At 62.1% G+C, this 18,185-nt stretch carries 14 protein-coding genes; 9 read left to right on the top strand and 5 right to left on the bottom strand.

The features are described from left to right. Positions 1-122 precede the first annotated feature (122 nt). Positions 123-2,363: a TonB-dependent siderophore receptor gene (locus AM329_RS11080; RefSeq protein WP_032608815.1), complete on the bottom strand. Its 2,241-nt coding sequence runs from the start codon at positions 2,361-2,363 to the stop codon at positions 123-125. A 146-nt stretch (positions 2,364-2,509) separates the two neighbouring features. On the opposite strand from AM329_RS11080, the gene fes reads away from it, so the two are divergent. Genes fes through entF form a run of 3 tightly spaced genes read left to right on the top strand, consistent with a single transcriptional unit; the run spans position 2,510 to position 7,786 of the window. After that, entirely contained in the window at positions 2,510-3,709 is a 1,200-nt protein-coding gene (fes, locus tag AM329_RS11075) for an enterochelin esterase (protein ID WP_032608817.1), read from the top strand. Between the two features lie 10 nt (positions 3,710-3,719). Then, the gene (locus tag AM329_RS11070; protein ID WP_003858806.1) at positions 3,720-3,932 is read left to right on the top strand and encodes an MbtH family NRPS accessory protein; all 213 of its coding nucleotides are present in this window, start codon (positions 3,720-3,722) and stop codon (positions 3,930-3,932) included. Beyond that, positions 3,929-7,786 (top strand): enterobactin non-ribosomal peptide synthetase EntF, encoded by a 3,858-nt coding sequence (gene entF, locus AM329_RS11065; RefSeq protein WP_032608818.1) that lies wholly within the window; start codon positions 3,929-3,931, stop codon positions 7,784-7,786. The genes AM329_RS11070 and entF overlap by 4 nt, the downstream gene beginning before the upstream one ends. A gap of 88 nt (positions 7,787-7,874) precedes the next feature. On the opposite strand, the gene fepC is transcribed toward entF, so the two are convergent. The 3 genes from fepC to fepD are packed head-to-tail and all read right to left on the bottom strand — an operon-like array spanning position 7,875 to position 10,665. Beyond that, on the bottom strand, positions 7,875-8,675 hold the full coding sequence (gene fepC / locus AM329_RS11060; protein ID WP_032608819.1) for an iron-enterobactin ABC transporter ATP-binding protein: 801 nt from the start codon (positions 8,673-8,675) through the stop codon (positions 7,875-7,877). Continuing rightward, complete coding sequence (gene fepG, locus AM329_RS11055) at positions 8,672-9,661, bottom strand: iron-enterobactin ABC transporter permease (RefSeq protein ID WP_026080545.1); 990 nt, start codon at positions 9,659-9,661, stop codon at positions 8,672-8,674. Before fepG ends, fepC begins: the two co-directional genes overlap by 4 nt. Next, entirely contained in the window at positions 9,661-10,665 is a 1,005-nt protein-coding gene (gene fepD, locus AM329_RS11050; RefSeq protein WP_032608820.1) for a Fe(3+)-siderophore ABC transporter permease, read from the bottom strand. Before fepD ends, fepG begins: the two co-directional genes overlap by 1 nt. 108 nt (positions 10,666-10,773) lie before the next feature. Between fepD and entS the strand changes: the two genes are divergently transcribed. Beyond that, positions 10,774-12,021, top strand: coding sequence for an enterobactin transporter EntS (gene entS, locus AM329_RS11045; RefSeq protein WP_032608821.1), 1,248 nt, complete (start codon positions 10,774-10,776; stop codon positions 12,019-12,021). Between the two features lie 46 nt (positions 12,022-12,067). Here entS and fepB read toward each other — a convergent pair whose 3' ends face one another. Continuing rightward, positions 12,068-13,027, bottom strand: a complete 960-nt coding sequence (fepB, locus tag AM329_RS11040; RefSeq protein WP_032608822.1) for a Fe2+-enterobactin ABC transporter substrate-binding protein — start codon at positions 13,025-13,027, stop codon at positions 12,068-12,070. A gap of 188 nt (positions 13,028-13,215) precedes the next feature. Between fepB and entC the strand changes: the two genes are divergently transcribed. The 5 genes from entC to entH are packed head-to-tail and all read left to right on the top strand — an operon-like array spanning position 13,216 to position 18,041. After that, a complete protein-coding gene (gene entC, locus AM329_RS11035) occupies positions 13,216-14,391 on the top strand; it encodes an isochorismate synthase EntC (protein WP_032608824.1) in 1,176 nt (391 codons plus the stop codon). 9 nt (positions 14,392-14,400) lie between these two features. Beyond that, positions 14,401-16,011 (top strand): (2,3-dihydroxybenzoyl)adenylate synthase EntE, encoded by a 1,611-nt coding sequence (gene entE, locus AM329_RS11030; protein ID WP_032608825.1) that lies wholly within the window; start codon positions 14,401-14,403, stop codon positions 16,009-16,011. Positions 16,012-16,021: 10 nt separating this feature from the next. Next, positions 16,022-16,876: an isochorismatase gene (locus AM329_RS11025; protein ID WP_003858798.1), complete on the top strand. Its 855-nt coding sequence runs from the start codon at positions 16,022-16,024 to the stop codon at positions 16,874-16,876. Then, positions 16,876-17,628: a 2,3-dihydro-2,3-dihydroxybenzoate dehydrogenase EntA gene (gene entA, locus AM329_RS11020; protein WP_032608826.1), complete on the top strand. Its 753-nt coding sequence runs from the start codon at positions 16,876-16,878 to the stop codon at positions 17,626-17,628. Before AM329_RS11025 ends, entA begins: the two co-directional genes overlap by 1 nt. Beyond that, positions 17,628-18,041: a proofreading thioesterase EntH gene (gene entH, locus AM329_RS11015; protein WP_015571173.1), complete on the top strand. Its 414-nt coding sequence runs from the start codon at positions 17,628-17,630 to the stop codon at positions 18,039-18,041. Before entA ends, entH begins: the two co-directional genes overlap by 1 nt. Positions 18,042-18,185: the final 144 nt, after the last annotated feature.

Genomic DNA, 18,185 nt, shown 5'->3' with positions numbered 1-18,185 from the left:
CGGCCCTCTCCCACAGGGAGAGGGAGCAAACACTAAAAACGGCAACGGGGTTGCCGTTTTGCTTTTACCTCGCCCTCAACCCGGCCCTCTCCCACAGGGAGAGGGGGAAGTCACTGCCTGTATCAGAACCTCGTATTTACGCTCATGTACCAGGTGCGACCCGGTTCATTATACGTATACGCACCCGCGCCGTACATATACGCACCCGTCGTGGTATTACCCGTGGTCTGGGCGTTACCCGCGCGCCACTGGCGCTTGTCGAAGACGTTGTCCACGCCGCCGGTCAGGCTGACGTTTTTGGTCACGTCCCAGGTCGCGCTCAGGCCAACGATGCTGTAGGGGCTGACTTCGTCTTTCTCAGACCCGGTCACCGGCTGACCTTTGTAGTTGTACTTCTTCGGCTGCTGCTTGCCGTACCAGGTGAAGGTCGACTGCAATGAGACATCCTGACGTACCTGCCAGCTCAGGTTAGAGTTCAGCGTATACTCCGGGATGATCGACAGACGATCGCCGGTCTCCTTGTTCTTACTTTGCAGCATGTAGGTGATGTTGTTGGTCCAGTTGATGGTGTCGCTGACCGGCACGTTCAGGGAGCCTTCCAGACCTTCCACTACCGCCTTCGGCACGTTTTCCCACTGGTAGATGTCGGTGGTGACTTTGCCGGTGGACGTCTGGCCAATCGGCGCGTAGCCCGCTTCAATCTTGTTGCGATAGTCGTTGCGGAACCAGGTCACGCCAGCCAGCCAGCCGTCGCGTTTCCACTCCAGGCCAATCTCTTTGTTGATACTGGTTTCCGCTTTCAGATCGTCGTTACCCATCATGTAGCAGCCCACGCCGTCGGAGCTGGCGTAGCAGCCCTGGCCTTTACTGTACAGCAGGTAGTTCGGGTTGGTCTGATACAGGCTTGGCGCTTTATAGGCGCGCGCGATGCCCATCTTCAGGGTGAAGTCATCCCCCAGACCTTGCGACAGGTTCAGGGACGGGCTCCAGTTATTACCCACAATAGTATGGTGGTCGAAGCGCAGGGCAGGGGTCAGCATGGTGCTGTCGGTCAGCTCCATGTTGTTTTCGGCAAACAGGGAGAAGATCTCCGCTGACGTGTACGGGCTACGATCTTCGCTCATGCCCGGGATGGGGCCCCCCTGCTGGGTTTGTGTAAAGGAGGTTGAGTCCTTCATGCGCTGCTGGTTCCACTCGGTGCCGAGCGTCAGGTTCTGGTTCACAATGAAATCAATCGGCAGGTTGATTTCGCTGTGCAGCATCACGTCGGCCAGATCGGTATCGGTGAATTTATTGCTGTTGAACAGGCCTTCCAGACCGCCCGCCAACCCTTCACCCAGACGAGAGTTGCGGGTGTGCTCGTACTGCGCCCAGTTGCTGGTGGTGATGCCGTTATCCCAGCCGCCGTTCCAGGTCACGGCGAAGTTCTGACGATAGATACGGTTAGTCTCTTTACCGTAGTTCTTCTTCACCAGCGCGTTGTCGTTGTTGGTGTTCTGCGTGTCGCCCGCATACAGGTTGTTCTGGCGGCTGTAGCCCGCTTCAAACTCCAGCGACTGCATCGGCGCGAAGTCCCAGCGCACCACGCCGTTGATGTCTTTATTTTCCACACCTTCACGGCCTGCGGGCAGGGTGTTGGCGTAAGCGCCCGTGCGGTCAGACTGGTGACCCTGGTTAATGTCCCAGGCGTCGGCCTGGGTTTTATCCAGGTTACCGTACATGCGGAAGCTGAAATCCCCGCCCAGCGGGCCGCTCAGGCTGAAGTTGGTGCGTTTGGTGGAACCTTCGTCTTTATGCTCTGGCGCGTTCAGGTAGGTGTTCCAGGAGCCGTGCCACTGGTCGTCAAATTTTTTGGTGATGATGTTCACCACGCCGCCCGCCGCACCATTACCGTAGCGGGCAGCAGCCGGGCCACGGATCACTTCGATGCGCTCGATCATCTCCGGCGGGACCCAGCCGGTATCGCCGCGGGTATCACGCTCGCCGCGCCAGCCCAGACGGATGGAGTTGCGGCTGGTGACCGGCTTGCCGTCGATCAGGATCAGGGTGTTTTCCGGGCCCATGCCGCGAATGTCAATCTGACGGTTGTTCCCGCGCTGGCCGCTGGTGGAGTTGCCGGTCAGGTTAACGCCCGGCATGGTGCGGATGATTTCCGCCACGTCGCGCGCTGGCGGGTTTTTGCGGATCTCATCGGCGGTGATGGTCGACACGCCCGGCGCCTGCAAATTCTGCTCGGCGGCAGTGATCACCATGGTGTCTTCGTGCTGCGCGGAGGCGGTGTTGTCGTCTGCCATGGCGGGCAGCGCGACACCATAAATCCCTAAATTGACCAGCAAGGCCAGAGAGTGAATCTTCTTATTCATTGTACGTCCCGCTTTTATGGTTATTTAATGAGCGCGCTTCCCACAGCGCGGGCATTACGCTATTGCAAATGCAAATAGTTATCAATAATATTATCAATAAAATTTGCTCTGAAACAAAAAAGACTGTTAAACATGGGGTTATAAGGGTGACGGTGTTAACAACCGGAAGTGAAGCGTGGTGGCAGGCGAAAAACGGGCCGGAACGGGAACGTCATCAGGAAAACTATCGCGTGACATTCTGGTGGCGGGACCCGGCGGGAACGCAGAAAACCTCGACGGTGAAACGCGTCTGGCTCTACGTCACCGGCGTGACCGATCACCATCAAAATGCCCGTCCGCAATCCCTTGAACGTGTCCCGGATACCGACGTCTGGCAGTGGCAGGGCGAGTTCAGCCCCGAATGGCGCGGCAGCTACTGTTTTATCCCCTCCGATAACGAAAACGATTTTGCCGATGCAGTGTTTGAAGGCGAGCAGCCGGACCGCATGGCGCTGCGCGAAGGCTGGCGTAAACTGTTGCCGCACGCGGTGTCCGACCCGCTGAATCCGCAAAGCTGGCGCGGCGGGCGCGGGCACGCCGTCTCGGCGCTGGAGATGCCGGAGGCGCCCGTACAGCCCGGCTGGAACCATCCCGATACCCCTTACAATAAGCCTGTCTGTATTGATTGGCACAGCGCGCGTCTGAAGAACCGTCGTCGCGTGTGGATTTTTACCACCGGGGATGAAAGCCCCGAGCGCCCGCTGGCGGTGCTCCTTGACGGGCAGTTCTGGGCCGAAAGCATGCCCGTCTGGCCTGCTCTGGCGTCGCTCACCCATGAAGGCAAACTGCCGCCTGCGGTTTATGTCTTAATTGACGTCATTGACACCGCACACCGCAGCCGCGAGCTGCCGTGCAACCCTGATTTCTGGCTGGCAGTGCAGGAAGAACTTCTCCCGCAAGTGAAAAGCATGGCCCCGTTCAGCGACCGCGCCGACCATACCGTGGTGGCGGGTCAGAGCTTCGGCGGACTCTCTTCCCTCTATGCGGGCCTCAACTGGCCGCAGCGTTTTGGCTGCATCCTCAGCCAGTCCGGATCCTACTGGTGGCCGCACCGCGGCGCGCAGCAGGACGGGCTGCTCATCGAACAACTCAAAGCGGGTGAAAAAACCGCTCGCGGGCTGCGCATTGTCCTTGAGGCCGGGCGCAACGAGCCGCTTATTTTGCGCGCCAACCAGGCGATCTTCGCCGAACTACACACTCAGCAACCGGTTTTCTGGCGTCAGGTTGACGGCGGACACGATGCGCTTTGCTGGCGCGGTGGGCTGACGCAGGGGCTGATGACCCTCTGGCAGCCGCTTATTCAATAACGGAGTCTGTATGGAATTCAGCAATCCTTTCGATAATCCGCAGGGACAGTTCGCCATTTTGCAAAATGACCAGGGGCAGTACAGCCTGTGGCCGCAGCAGTGCGAGTTGCCCGCGGGCTGGCGCGTGGTCTGCGAACCGCAATCTCAGGAGGCGTGCCAGCAGTGGCTGGCGGAACAGTGGCAGACGCTTGAGCCGTTTTATTTTGCGGGGGAGCGCGCATGAACCGTCTCCCTCTTGTCGCCGCCCAGCCGGGGATTTGGATGGCAGAGCAGCTTTCCTCCCTGCCAAACGCCTGGAGCGTCGCGCACTATACCGAGCTGAAAGGCGCTATCGATGCGCCATTGCTGGCAAAAGCCATCGCTGAAGGCATGATGCAGGCCGACACCCTGCGGATGCGTTTTGCCGAAGATAACGGTGAGGTGTGGCAGTGGATCGATGAGGCCATGCTCCTGCCGGAGCCGTCCATCGTGCGCGTTGACTCCCACGACGCCGCCGTGGCGCTGATGGAGGCCGATCTCAACCAGAACCTGCGCGTCGACAGCGGTCTGCCGCTGGCGTTTCACCAGCTGATCCAGGTGGGAGAAAGCCACTGGTACTGGTATCAGCGGTATCATCATCTGGTGGTAGATGGCTTCAGTTTCCCGGCCATTACGCGTCAGATCGCCGCCATTTACGCTGCGTGGCAGAAAGGGGAACCCGCGCCCGCCTCCCCGTTTACCCCGTTCGCCGAGGTGGTGGAGGAGTATCAGCGCTATCGCGACAGTGAGGCGTATCAGCGCGACGGTGCTTTCTGGGCCGAACAGCGCCAACAGCTTCCTTCTCCGGTCTCGCTCTCTTCCGCGCCCCTGCCTGGACACGCCGCCACCACCGACATCCTGCGCCTGAAAATGGCGATGGACGGACGTGCTTTCAGCCAGCTTGCACAGATGGCAGGCCAGGCGCAGCGTACCGATCTGGCGCTTGCGCTGGTGGTGCTGTGGCTGGGCCGCCTGACCGGACGGCTGGACTACGCCGCCGGGTTTATCTTTATGCGCCGCATGGGCTCCGCCGCGCTGACCGCGACCGGACCGGTGCTCAACGTCCTGCCGCTGGCGGTGAATATTCGCCCGCACGAGAGCCTGCCGGAACTGGCGCTGCGCCTGGCGAACCAGCTGAAAAAGATGCGTCGCCATCAGCGTTACGACGCCGAACAGATCGTGCGCGACAGCGGACGTGCCGCAGGCGATGAAGCCCTGTTTGGTCCGGTGCTGAACGTCAAGGTGTTCGATTATCAGCTGGATATCGACGGCGTGGAGGCCATTACCCACACGCTGGCGACCGGCCCGGTGAACGATCTGGAGCTTGCGCTGTTCCCGGACGAGCAGGGCGGACTGAGCATTGAGATCCTCGCCAACGGGCAGCGTTACGACGAGGCGACGCTAAAGGGTCACGCGGTGCGGCTGAACGCAATGCTGACGCAGTTTGCCGCCAACCCGGACCTGCGCTGTGGCGACGTGGAAACCGTATCAGAGCAGGAATACGCCCGGCTGGCGCGCATTAACGATACCGGGCTGGCGCTGCCGTCCACCACGCTGGCGGATCTGGTCGCGGAGCAGGCGAGCAAAACGCCGGACGCCCCCGCGCTGGCGGATGCCCATACTGAACTGAACTACCGCCAGATGCGCGAGCAGGTGGTCGCGCTGGCAAACCTGCTGCGCGCGCGCGGCGTGAAGCCGGGCGACAGCGTGGCGGTGGCGCTTCCGCGCTCGGTGTTCCTGACGTTAGCCTTGCACGGCATTGTGGAGGCGGGCGCCGCGTGGCTGCCGCTCGACACCGGCTACCCGGACGATCGCCTGCGGATGATGCTCGAGGACGCGAAGCCGTCCCTGCTCATTACCACCGACGAGCAGCTTCCGCGCTTTAGCGATCTCTCCGTCGAGACGTTTAGTTACAACACACTATTACCGACCTCGGGTGCTGAACCGCTGCGCCTGGCGAAGCCGGAGCAAACCGCGTACATCATCTTTACCTCCGGTTCGACGGGACGTCCAAAAGGGGTGATGGTCGGCCATACCGCCATCGTTAACCGCCTGAAGTGGATGCAGGATCATTATCCACTGACGGCGCATGACGTGGTGGCGCAGAAAACCCCGTGCAGCTTTGACGTGTCGGTGTGGGAGTTCTGGTGGCCGTTTATCGCCGGGGCGAAGCTGGTGATGGCCGAGCCGGACGCGCACCGCGATCCGCAGGCGATGCAGAGCTTCTTCGCAGAATATGGCGTAACCACCACCCACTTCGTGCCGTCAATGCTGGCGGCGTTCGTCGCCTCGCTGACGCCGGAAAACGCCCACTGTTGCAGGACGCTGAAGCAGGTGTTCTGTAGCGGCGAGGCGTTGCCGACTGCGCTGTGTCGCGAGTGGGAACAGCTCACCCATGCGCCGCTGCACAACCTCTATGGCCCGACCGAAGCAGCGGTGGACGTCAGCTGGTATCCGGCGTACGGCCCCGAGCTGGCGGCGGTGGAGGGCAACAGCGTGCCGATCGGTTTCCCGGTATGGAATACGGGGCTGCGCATTCTGGATGCGATGATGCGCCCGGTGCCGTTCGGCGTGGCGGGGGATCTGTATCTCACCGGCATCCAGCTGGCGCAGGGGTATCTGGGACGCCCCGACCTTACCGCCAGCCGCTTTATCGCCGACCCGTTCGCGCCGGGCGAGCGGATGTACCGCACCGGTGATGTTGCCCGCTGGCTGGATAACGGCGCGGTGGAATATCTGGGCCGCAGCGACGACCAGCTAAAAATTCGCGGCCAGCGCATCGAGCTGGGTGAAATCGACCGGGCGATGCTTGCGCTGCCGGACGTGGCGCAGGCCGTGGCGCACGCCTGCGTGTTCAACCAGGCAGCGGCGACGGGTGGCGATGCCCGCCAGCTGGTGGGGTACGTGGTTTCTGAATCTGGCTTACCGCTGGACCGCGACGCGCTGCTTGCATCACTCAAAGCCCAGCTGCCACCGCATATGGTGCCGGTGGTGCTGCTGCAAATCAGCGCGCTGCCGTTAAGCGCCAACGGCAAGCTGGATCGCAAGGCGCTGCCGCTGCCGGAGCTGACCAGCAGAACTTCCGGTCGCGCACCTGAGACGCAAACCGAAGTGGCCGTGGCGCAGGCGTTTTCTTCCCTGCTGGGCTGCGCGGTGAACGATATCGAGGCCGATTTCTTTGCCCTCGGCGGCCACTCGCTGCTGGCGATGCGCCTCGCGGCTCAGCTCAGCCGTGCGTTCAGCCGTAAGGTCACGCCGGGGCAGATTATGGTCGCCTCGACGGTAAGCAAGCTTAGCGCCCTGCTGGACTCGCAGATGAGCGACGAGCAGGCGCAGCGTCTGGGGTATGAAACCCTTCTGCCGCTGCGTGAAAGCAACGGCCCGACGCTGTTCTGCTTCCATCCGGCGTCCGGCTTTGCCTGGCAGTTTAGCGTCCTGGCGCGCTACCTCAGCCCGCGCTGGTCCATCGTCGGCATTCAGTCGCCGCGGCCAAACGGCCCGATGCAGCAGTGCGCGGATCTCGATGGGGTGATCGAACATCATCTGAACACGTTGCGTAAGCAGCAGCCGCAGGGGCCGTATTACCTGTTCGGCTATTCCCTCGGCGGCACGCTGGCGCAGGGCATTGCGGCCCGCCTGCGCGAGCAGGGTGAAGCGGTGGCGTTCCTCGGCCTGCTGGATACCTGGCCGCCGGAAACCCAGAACTGGGCGGAGAAAGAGGCCAACGGCCTCGACCCGGCGGTGCTGGCAGAGATCGAGCGCGAGCGTCAGGCGTTTATCGCCGCCCAGCAGGGGCAGGGCTCCAGCGAGCTGTTTAACGCCATTGAGGGCAACTACGCCGACGCGGTGCGGCTGCTCACCACCGCACACAGCGCGCGCTTTGACGGTAAAGCGACGCTGTTTGTCGCCGAGCGAACGCGAACCCAGGATCCTCAGGCCGCGTGGGCGCCGTGGGTGGGCGAGCTGGAGGTCTACAGCCAGGACTGCGCCCACGTGGATATTATTTCACCGCAGGCGTTTGAGAAAATTGGGCCGGTACTGAAGGAAATTTTAGGATAGTGCAAATGCCCCTCACCCTAACCCTCTCCCACGGGGAGAGGGGATGGTTTGCTCCCTCTCCCTGTGGGAGAGGGCCGGGGTGAGGGCATCAGACCGCACGTTTTCCAAGCGGCACCACCAACGGCGTACCCGCCACCGGATCGTCAATAATCATGCAGCGCATGCCGTAGATCCGCGCGATCAGCTCTGGCGTCACAATCTCCTTCGGCGCGCCCTGCGCCACAATCTCGCCGTCGCGCAGCGCAATCAGATGCGTCGCGTAGCGGCACGCCTGGTTTAAGTCGTGCAACACCGCCGCCAGGGTGTACCCCTGCGTACGGTTCAGCTCGCTCAGCAGCTCCAGCAGGTCAATCTGATGGCTGATATCCAGCCAGGTCGTCGGCTCGTCCAGCAGCATGATCGAGGTTTCCTGCGCCAGCACCATTGCGATCCACGCGCGCTGGCGCTGTCCGCCGGAGAGGGTATCGACGCTTTGCTGGGCCAGCTCGGTGATGCCCGTCGCCTGCATCGCGCGCTTCACGGCCTCGTCGTCCTCCTTGCGCCAGCGGGTAAACAGCGGCTGGTGCGGATAGCGCCCGCGGGAGACCAGCTCCTGCACGGTAATATCCCCCGGCGTGGTGGCGTTTTGCGCCAGCAGGCCAATTCGGCGCGCCACCTCTTTGCTGGCGAAGCGCTGGATCTGCTCCCCGTCGAGGAACACGCTGCCCTCAACCGGCGACATCAGGCGGCTCAGCGTGCGCAGCAATGTTGATTTGCCGCAGCCGTTTGGCCCGATAATGGCGGTGAAGTGGCCGTCCGGAATGGCGACGGATAAGTCCCGGGCAATGATTTTTTTGCCGTAGCCGAGGGTCAAGTTTTCGCCGCGCAAGCGGGTGGTTGAATCTGTCATTTCTTGCGTGACTCCTGAACGAGCAAGACGATGAGGTAAATCCCGCCGAGGCTGACGGTCACCACGCCCACCGGCAGTTGATAAGGCGTAAACAGCCGCTGGGCGCAGAGATCGGCGGCCAGCAGTAATACTGCACCGCACAGCGCCGCCTGGGTTAATCCCCAGCGCGCGGTGCCGCTAAGTCGCCGCGCGATATGCGGCGCGACAAGGGCAATAAACGAGATCGGCCCGGCGATGGCGGTAGACGCTGCGGTCAGCAAGACCGCCACCAGCATCAGCATCAGGCGCGAGCGCTCTACGCTCACGCCCAGCGCGCAGGCGCTGTCGTCGCCCATCTCCAGCAGCCGCATGCGCCTGACCAGCAGCAACGCGCCGATAAACATCAGGATAATCAGCGGCGCGGCGGGCCAGGTTTTTCCCCACGTCAGACCGTTGAGGGAACCGGCGTACCACAGCCCGGCGGAGAGTGCGGTTTCCAGCGACGCCTGTAGCAGAAGCCAGGTGTTAAACGCCATCAGCATCGCGCGGATGCCGATCCCGATGATGATCAGGCGGAAGGTGTCGATGCCGTTGCGCCAGGCCAGGGCCCAGATAAGCAGGGAGGTGAGAATGCCGCCCGCCATCGCCGTAAAGGTAATGGCCGTGAGATGCTGCCCGAACAGCACCATCGCCACCAGCACGCCGCTCCACGCGCCGGTATTCAGGCCCATCACGTCCGGGCTGCCGAGGGGGTTACGCATCAGCGACTGGAATATCGCGCCGCTGACGCCAAGCGCCGCGCCAACCAGGATCGCCATTGCCACGCGCGGCAGTCGCCATTCAGTGACCACCATGGTGATGTTACGCGGCGCGCTGCCGGTGAGAGCGTGAAAGACCTGCGCGAAATCAAGCGTTACGGCACCGCTTTGCAGGCTCCAGACCGCCAGCAGCAGACTGGCGACGACCAGCAGGGCGACGCTGGTGAGTAAACGACGGGACGGGGCCATCATGCGCTACCCCCGCGTCTGCGTCGTACCAGGAAGATCAGCACCGGCGCGCCGATAAAGGCGCTGACCACCGAGACACGCAGTTCGCCCGGCACCAGCAGGCGGCCCAGCACGTCGGCAAACAGCAGCAGGGCAGGGGTCGCCAGCAGCGTGACCGGCAGCGACCAGCGGTGATCCGCCCCCACCAGCCAGCGCGCCATGTGCGGCATCATCAGGCCGATAAAGGCAATCGGGCCGACTACGGCGGTCGCGCTGCCGCACAGCACGGTGATGGCAAGCAGGCCCGTCAGCTGCGTACGCGCCACGCGGTTGCCGAGGGCGGTCGCGGTGTCACTGCCGAGGCTCAGGCTGTTCAGCGCCCGGCTTAAACAGAGCGCCACGGCGGCAGCGACGCTCGCCGGGATCACCACCACTTTTAAGGTTTCAAGGGTACGAATATCCAGCGAACCCGCCTGCCAGAAGCGCAGTTGGTCATACACGTCCGGGTTGAGCAGGGCGATGCCGTTGGACAAGCCTTCCAGTACCGCCGCGAGCGCTACGCCCGCCAGCGTTAAGCGTACCGGGCTGAGCTGTCCGCCGCCCTGGCTGCCGGTAAACGCCACCACCAGCGAGGCGGCCAGCGCGCCGCAGAAGGCCATCACCAGCTGTTCAGACGGAGAGGTGAAACCAAACAGCGCCGCGCCGAGCACAATGGCGAAACTGGCACCAGAGTTCACGCCGAGAATGCCAGGGTCCGCCAGCGGGTTGCGGGTGAGGGTTTGCATCAGGGCACCGGCAAGGCCGAGCGCACCACCGGCCAGCAGGCCGGCAAGGGTGCGGGGCAGGCGAGCGTCGAGCACGATGGTGCAGTCGGCGCTCTGACAGGTACCGGAGATCGCATCGACAATAACGGACGCGGGCAGCGGTTTTGCGCCGACCAGCAGGCTGAGTGCAATCGCAAGGATTAGCAGTAGCAATAATACGGGCACGGCAATGGCGCGCACCGCAGAAGAGGAAAACGACATAGCAACATCCATGATTTGATAATGATAGTGATTATCGTTATCTATCTTATTTGGCTATGTTAGCATGTGCGCCCATGGAATGGGTAGAAATAGACTCAAGGCTTTGTCATGAATCAAAAATCCTGGCTGCTTAACCTCAGCCTGCTCAAAACACACCCGGCGTATCGCGCCGTTTTTATCGCTCGCTTTATCTCCATTTTGTCCCTCGGTCTGCTTGGTGTGGCCGTACCGGTGCAAATCCAGACCATGACTCACTCCAGCTGGCTGGTAGGGCTATCCGTCACCTTAACCGGCGGGGCGATGTTTATCGGCCTGATGGTGGGCGGCGTGCTGGCGGACCGCTACGAGCGTAAAAAGCTTATCCTGCTGGCGCGCGGCACCTGCGGGGTGGGCTTTGTCGGGCTGTGTCTGAACGCCATGCTGCCGGAGCCGTCGCTGGTGGCCATTTACGTGCTGGGATTGTGGGACGGCTTTTTTGCTTCGTTAGGCGTGACGGCACTGCTGGCGGCCACGCCCGCGCTGGTCGGGCGCGAGAACCTGATGCAGGCGGGGGCGATCACCATGCTCACCGTGCGCCTCGGCTCGGTGATTTCGCCGATGGTCGGCGGTCTGCTGCTGGCGACCGGCAACGTGGCGTGGAACTACGGCCTTGCCGCAGCCGGAACCTTTATCACCACCCTGACGCTGCTGCGTCTGCCGCTCCTGCCACCGCCGCCGCAGCCGCGCGAGCACCCGCTGAAGTCCCTGATGGCCGCGATTCGTTTTCTGTTCAGCAACCCGCTGATTGGCGGCATTGCGCTGCTCGGCGGCCTGCTGACGATGGCGAGCGCCGTGCGCGTGCTTTACCCGGCGCTGGCGGGCGAGTGGCAGATGAGCGCCTCAGAGATTGGCGTGCTGTACGCCGCCATTCCGCTCGGTGCGGCCTGCGGGGCGCTGACCAGCGGCAACCTGGCGCAGAGCGCGAGACCGGGGCTGATCATGCTGGTGGCGACGCTGGCCTCGTTTATCGCGATTGGTTTCTTCAGCCTGATGCCGGTGTGGGCGCTGGGGGTGATGTGTCTGGTGATTTTTGGCTGGCTGAGCGCGGTCAGCTCGCTTTTACAGTACACCCTGATCCAGACCCAGACGCCGGAAGGGATGCTCGGGCGCATTAACGGCCTGTGGACCGCGCAGAACGTGACGGGCGATGCAATTGGCGCGGCGATCCTCGGCGGGATGGGGGCGATAATGACCCCGGTGGCGTCGGCGAGCAGCAGCGGGTTTGTGTTAGCGATGGTTGGCGCGATCTTACTGGTGACGTTGGTGGAATTGCGGCGGTTCAGGCAGGAGGTCGCGTTGAACGACGGTGCGGCCTGATGCCCTCACCCCGGCCCTCTCCCACGGGGAGAGGGAGGAAAAATGCCTACTTAAACAACGCATTCAATCTGTCTAACACCAGCATCGCGCTGTAATAATCCAGGCGGAACGTCTCCGTTCCCAGCGCCCAGACGCGCTTGTTCTTGACCGACGGCAGATGCGCCAGCAGCGGATTGGCGTAAATCGCATTCACGTCTTTCTCGTCGCCGGCAAACACAAACAGCCCTTCGCCGTTCAGCCCCGTCGCCAGATTTTCTCCACCCAGCTGAATAATGTCGTGGCGCTTGCCCTGGCTTGTTGAGGTCTGCAAACCGGCAGGCAGGTCCGCCAGCGTAAAGCCCAGCTGGTGCAGCAGCTTGCCCTGCGCGGAGTCTGTCGTCCACAGGTTCGCCGTGTGTGCCGCGGCGGTGTAAACGATGGCGTTCACCGGCTGTGGCGGCAGCTTCATCTGCTGCTTCACCTGGGCGAGCTGTTTATCGAAGGCAGCGATGCGCTCTGCGGCCTGTGTCTCCTGCCCGGTGATCGTCCCCAGCTGGGTCAGCAGTTCCTGCCAGCTTTTGTCGTCGTAATTGATGATAAGCGTCGGCGCGATGGCGGAAAGCTGATCGTAGAGCGCAAGCGCGGAATCCCCGCCGGTGGCGCTGATCAAAATCAGGTCCGGCATCTGGGCCGCGACCGCTTCGGCGCTCGGCTCGCCGATGTACAGCCGGGCAACCTTACGCTGCTTCGCGATATCGCCCCACTGACGTAAAAAGCCCTGCGCATCCGCCACGCGGTTGTTCGGCGTGGTCGCTCCGCTGGCAATGACCGGCGCGCCAATGGCCAGCAGGGAGCCGGTTAAGGTCACGCTGGTGGAGACAATGCGCGTCGGTTTGCTCTCAAGCGTGTGAACGCCGCGGCTGTCGGAGACCTGGCGCGGCCAGTCGTCGGCGGCGGCTGAGGTTAGTCCTAAAACAAAAAGTCCTGTTAAAAGAAGGGCATTGCGGCAAACGGCAGCGATTTTCACAGAGCGGCATCCTGATTTTATTGAAGATAATGCTTCTCATTTTCAGGGCTGTAGGGAAGGGATGCAAGCGTTTGTCGCACAAGTTATTTGCCCGACGGTTGACAGCGGGGCGATGTGGGATTAGGTTAGCCGACGAAAATATAAATGATAATCATTATTGCTTCTTTTATCATTTTAAGGAGGATGATATGGACACGTCCCTGGCTGAGGAAGTTCAGCACACCGCGACTACGCTGCAAGCAGATAGCTTTTTCTTTATGTCGCCTTACCGCAGTTTTACCACGTCCGGCTGTTTTGCCCGTTTTTCTGAACCCGCCGTCGGCGGTGACGATCCGGCGGGTCCCTTTCAGCAGAAATTAGCTCAGGCTTTCCGGAATGCGAAAAACAGCGGCATTGCCCATCCGGTGATGGTAGGGGCGATCCCCTTCGATACCCGCAAACCGTCATCGCTGTTTATTCCGCAACGCTGGCAAACCTTCTCCCGCCCGGCGCGTCAGCAGTCCGCACGCTACGCCTCCGGCGCGCAGACGCTGAACGTGCAACAACGCACCGAGATCCCGCCGCAGCCGGTTTTCGAGGAGATGGTTGCTCGCGCCGCGTCGCTCACCGCCACGCCGCAGGTGAATAAGGTGGTGCTGTCGCGCCTGATTGATATTGCCACCGACAAACAGATTGATAGCAGCGCGCTGATGGAGCGTCTTATCGCCCAGAACCCGGCGAGCTTTAACTTCCACGTACCGCTGGAAGACGGCGGCGTGCTGCTGGGCGCCAGCCCGGAACTGCTGTTGCGTAAAGAGGGCGCGCACTTTAGTTCGCTGCCGCTGGCGGGCTCTGCGCGCCGTCAGCCGGACGATGTGCTGGATCGCGAAGCGGGCACTAAGCTGCTGGCCTCCGAAAAAGACCGTCACGAGCACGACCTGGTAACCCAGGCGATGAAAACCATTCTGGAACCGCGCAGCCATCATCTGAGCATGCCGGCTTCCCCGCAGCTCATTACCACCCCAACGCTGTGGCATCTGGCCACGCCGGTTGAGGGTGACGCGCGTGAAAACGAGAACGCCCTGACGCTGGCCTGCCTGCTGCACCCGACCCCGGCCCTGAGCGGCTTCCCGCATCAGGCGGCAAAAGAACTCATTGCCGAGCTGGAGCCCTTCGACCGCGAACTGTTCGGCGGCATCGTTGGCTGGTGCGACAGCGAAGGTAACGGCGAGTGGGTGGTAACTATCCGCTGCGCGCGGCTGCATCAAAATACCGTTCGCCTGTTTGCCGGCGCGGGCATTGTGCCTGCTTCCTCCCCGGTGGGCGAGTGGCGCGAGACGGGCGTGAAGCTCTCCACCATGCTCAACGTGTTTGGTTTGCACTAAGGAATACTCATGACCATCCCTTTTACCCGCTGGCCTGAGGATTTTGCCCGCCGCTACCGTGAAAAAGGCTACTGGCAGGATCTGCCGCTGACCCACATCCTGACGGACCATGCGGACAGCGATGCGGTCGCGATAATTGACGGCGATCGCCGCATTACCTACCGCGCGTTTAATCAGGCGGTGACGAATCTGGCGTCCGCCCTTCAGGCGCAGGGGCTGCATCGCGGCGAGACCGCGCTGGTGCAGCTCGGCAACGTGGCCGAGTTCTACATCACCTTCTTCGCGCTACTGCAAATCGGCGTCGCGCCGGTCAACGCGCTCTTTAGCCATCAGCGCAGTGAACTCAACGCCTACGCGGAGCAGATCAAACCCGCCGTGCTGATTGCCGATCGCGACCACGCGCTGTTCTCGGGCGATGATTTTCTCAATACCTTTGTGGACGCTCACCGCTCGGTTCGCGCCGTGCTGCTGCGCGGCGATAAGGGCGAACACGCGCTGGAAGCGGCGATTGCGCGCCCGGCGGACAACTTCATCCCGAACCCGACGCCCGCAGACGAAGTGGCGTTCTTCCAGCTCTCCGGCGGCAGCACCGGCACGCCGAAGCTGATCCCGCGTACGCACAACGACTACGACTACAGCATTCGCCGCAGCAACGAAATCTGCGGTATCACTGCGCGCACCCGCTATCTGAACGCGCTTCCCGCGGCGCACAACTACGCCATGAGTTCGCCGGGATCGTTAGGCGTTTTCACGGCGGGCGGCTGCGTGGTGCTGGCGAACGATCCGAGCGCCACGCTCTGCTTCCCGCTGATTGAGCAGCATCAGATCAACGTCACCTCGCTGGTGCCGCCCGCGGTCAGCCTGTGGTTGCAGGCGATTGCCGACGGCGCGGGGAACGCCCAGCTGAAATCCCTCGAACTGCTCCAGGTAGGCGGCGCACGTCTCTCCGCCACGCTTGCGGCGCGCATTCCGGCGGAAATTGGCTGCCAGCTTCAGCAGGTGTTTGGCATGGCGGAAGGGCTGGTGAACTACACCGCCCTCGACGATGCGCCGGAGCGCATCATCAATACCCAGGGCCGCCCGATGTGCCCGGACGATGAAGTGTGGGTGGCGGATGAGGACGGCAACCCGCTGCCGCGCGGGGAAGTCGGGCGTCTGATGACGCGCGGCCCGTATACCTTCCGCGGCTATTTCAACAGCCCGGAACACAACGCCAGCGCCTTTGATGCCAACGGTTTCTACTGCTCGGGCGATCTGATCGCCATCGACGAGCAGGGTTACATCACCGTGCAGGGGCGCGAGAAAGATCAGATCAACCGCGGTGGCGAGAAGATCGCCGCCGAAGAGATCGAAAACCTGCTGCTGCGCCACGACGCGGTGATCCACGCCGCGCTGGTGAGCATGGAGGACAGCCTGCTGGGCGAAAAAAGCTGCGCGTACCTGGTGGTGAAACAGCCCCTGCGCGCGGTGGAGGTGCGCCGCTTCCTGCGCGAGCAGGGCGTTGCCGAATTTAAGCTGCCGGACCGCGTGGAGAGCGTGGATGCGCTTCCGCTCACGCCGGTAGGCAAAGTTGATAAGAAACAGTTGCGCCTGTGGCTTGCTGAACGCGCCCGGGGCTGAGGAACAGAGAATGGCCATTCCAAAATTAACTGCATACGCGCTGCCAACCGCCGCCGAACTGCCGACCAGTAAAGTGAACTGGGCGTTTGAACCGGAGCGCGCCGCGCTGCTGATCCACGATATGCAGGAGTACTTCCTGAACTTCTGGGGCGAAAATAGCGACATGATGCAGCAGGTAGTGGCGAACATCGCTAAACTGCGCGCGTACTGCAAAGAGCACAATATTCCGGTGTACTACACCGCGCAGCCGAAAGATCAGAGCGATGAAGACCGTGCCCTGCTGAACGACATGTGGGGGCCGGGCCTGACCCGTTCGCCGGAGCAGCAGCGCATCGTCGCTGAGCTGACCCCGGATGAAGCGGACACCGTGCTGGTGAAGTGGCGCTACAGCGCGTTTCACCGCTCGCCGCTGGAGCAGATGCTGAAAGAGACCGGGCGCAACCAGCTTTTGATCACCGGCGTATACGCCCACATCGGCTGCATGACCACCGCCACCGACGCCTTTATGCGCGACATCAAACCGTTCTTTATCGCCGACGCGCTGGCGGACTTCACCCGCGACGAGCACCTGATGTCGCTGAAATACGTGGCCGGACGTTCGGGCCGCGTGGTGATGACCGACGAGCTGCTGCCGTCCGTTCCGGCAACGAAAGCCGCGCTGCGCGCGCTGATCCTGCCGCTGCTGGACGAGTCCGACGAGCCGATGGATGACGAAAACCTGATCGACTACGGTCTGGATTCAGTACGGATGATGGCGCTCGCTGCCCGCTGGCGCAAAGCGCACGGCGACATTGATTTCGTGATGCTGGCAAAAAATCCGACCCTCGATGCCTGGTGGGCGCTGCTCTCCCGCGAGGTGAAGTGATGGCTTTTGATTTTACCGGTAAAACCGTCTGGGTGACGGGCGCGGGTAAGGGCATTGGCTATGCGACCGCGCTGGCATTTGTGGAGACCGGGGCGCAGGTGACCGGGTTCGATCTGGCTTTCCCTCACGGCGAATATCCGTTTGCCACCGAAACGCTGGACGTGGCGGATGCGGCGCAGGCGAGTGACGTCTGCGGGCGTTTGCTCAGCAGCCTTGAGCGGCTCGACGTGCTGGTTAACGCAGCGGGCATTCTGCGTATGGGCGCGACGGATCAGCTTTCGCAGGAGGACTGGCAGCAGACCTTTGCGGTCAACGTCGGCGGCGCGTTCAACCTGTTCCAGCAGACGATGGGCCAGTTCCGTCGTCAGCAGGGCGGGGCGATTGTGACCGTAGCCTCTGACGCGGCGCACACGCCGCGCATAGGCATGAGCGCCTACGGCGCGTCGAAAGCGGCGCTGAAAAGCCTGGCGCTGACAGTCGGGCTGGAACTGGCGGGCAGCGGCGTACGCTGTAACCTGGTGTCGCCGGGTTCAACGGATACCGACATGCAGCGCACCCTGTGGACCAGCGACGATGCGGAACAGCGGCGCATTCGCGGCTTTGGCGAGCAGTTCAAGCTTGGCATTCCGCTTGGTAAAATTGCCCGTCCGCAGGAGATTGCTGCGACCGTGCTGTTCCTGGCATCCGATGCCGCCAGCCATATCACCTTGCAGGATATCGTGGTGGACGGCGGCTCCACGCTGGGGGCGTAATGATCTGGAAACGTCATTTAACGCTCGAGGAGCTGAACGCCACCAGCCTGAATACGATGGTGGGGCACCTTGGCATCGTCTATACCCGCCTCGGGGACGATACGCTGGAAGCGGAGATGCCGGTGGATGCGCGCACCCATCAGCCGTTTGGCCTGCTGCACGGCGGCGCCTCGGCGGCGCTGGCGGAAACGCTGGGCTCGATGGCCGGTTTTCTGATGACCCGTGACGGGCAGAACGTGGTGGGTACGGAACTGAATGCCACGCACCACCGCGCAGTCTCACACGGTAAGGTACGCGGCGTGTGTCAGCCGCTGCATCTGGGCCGTTCCAGCCAGAGCTGGGAGATCGTGGTGTTCGACGAGCAGGGGCGGCGGTGCTGTACCTGTCGGTTGAGTACGATGGTGTTGGGGTAAGTCATTCAGCTGAAAGTGATCGGCTTAACACTGTGGTGTAAATCTCTGGTTTGACCACGCATTATTGCGTTTCAAAGTTGTTAAATTTTATCCGTTGTTCTAGAAACAAAATGTAACATCTCACTGTTTCACAACAACGGACAA

Origin of the sequence: Enterobacter cloacae complex sp. AR_0002, assembly GCF_001922365.1 — a bacterium.
GTDB classification, from domain to species: domain Bacteria; phylum Pseudomonadota; class Gammaproteobacteria; order Enterobacterales; family Enterobacteriaceae; genus Enterobacter; species Enterobacter hormaechei_C.
Note: the sequence above shows the minus strand (reverse complement) of the source record. Positions and strands in the feature narration are given on the sequence as shown.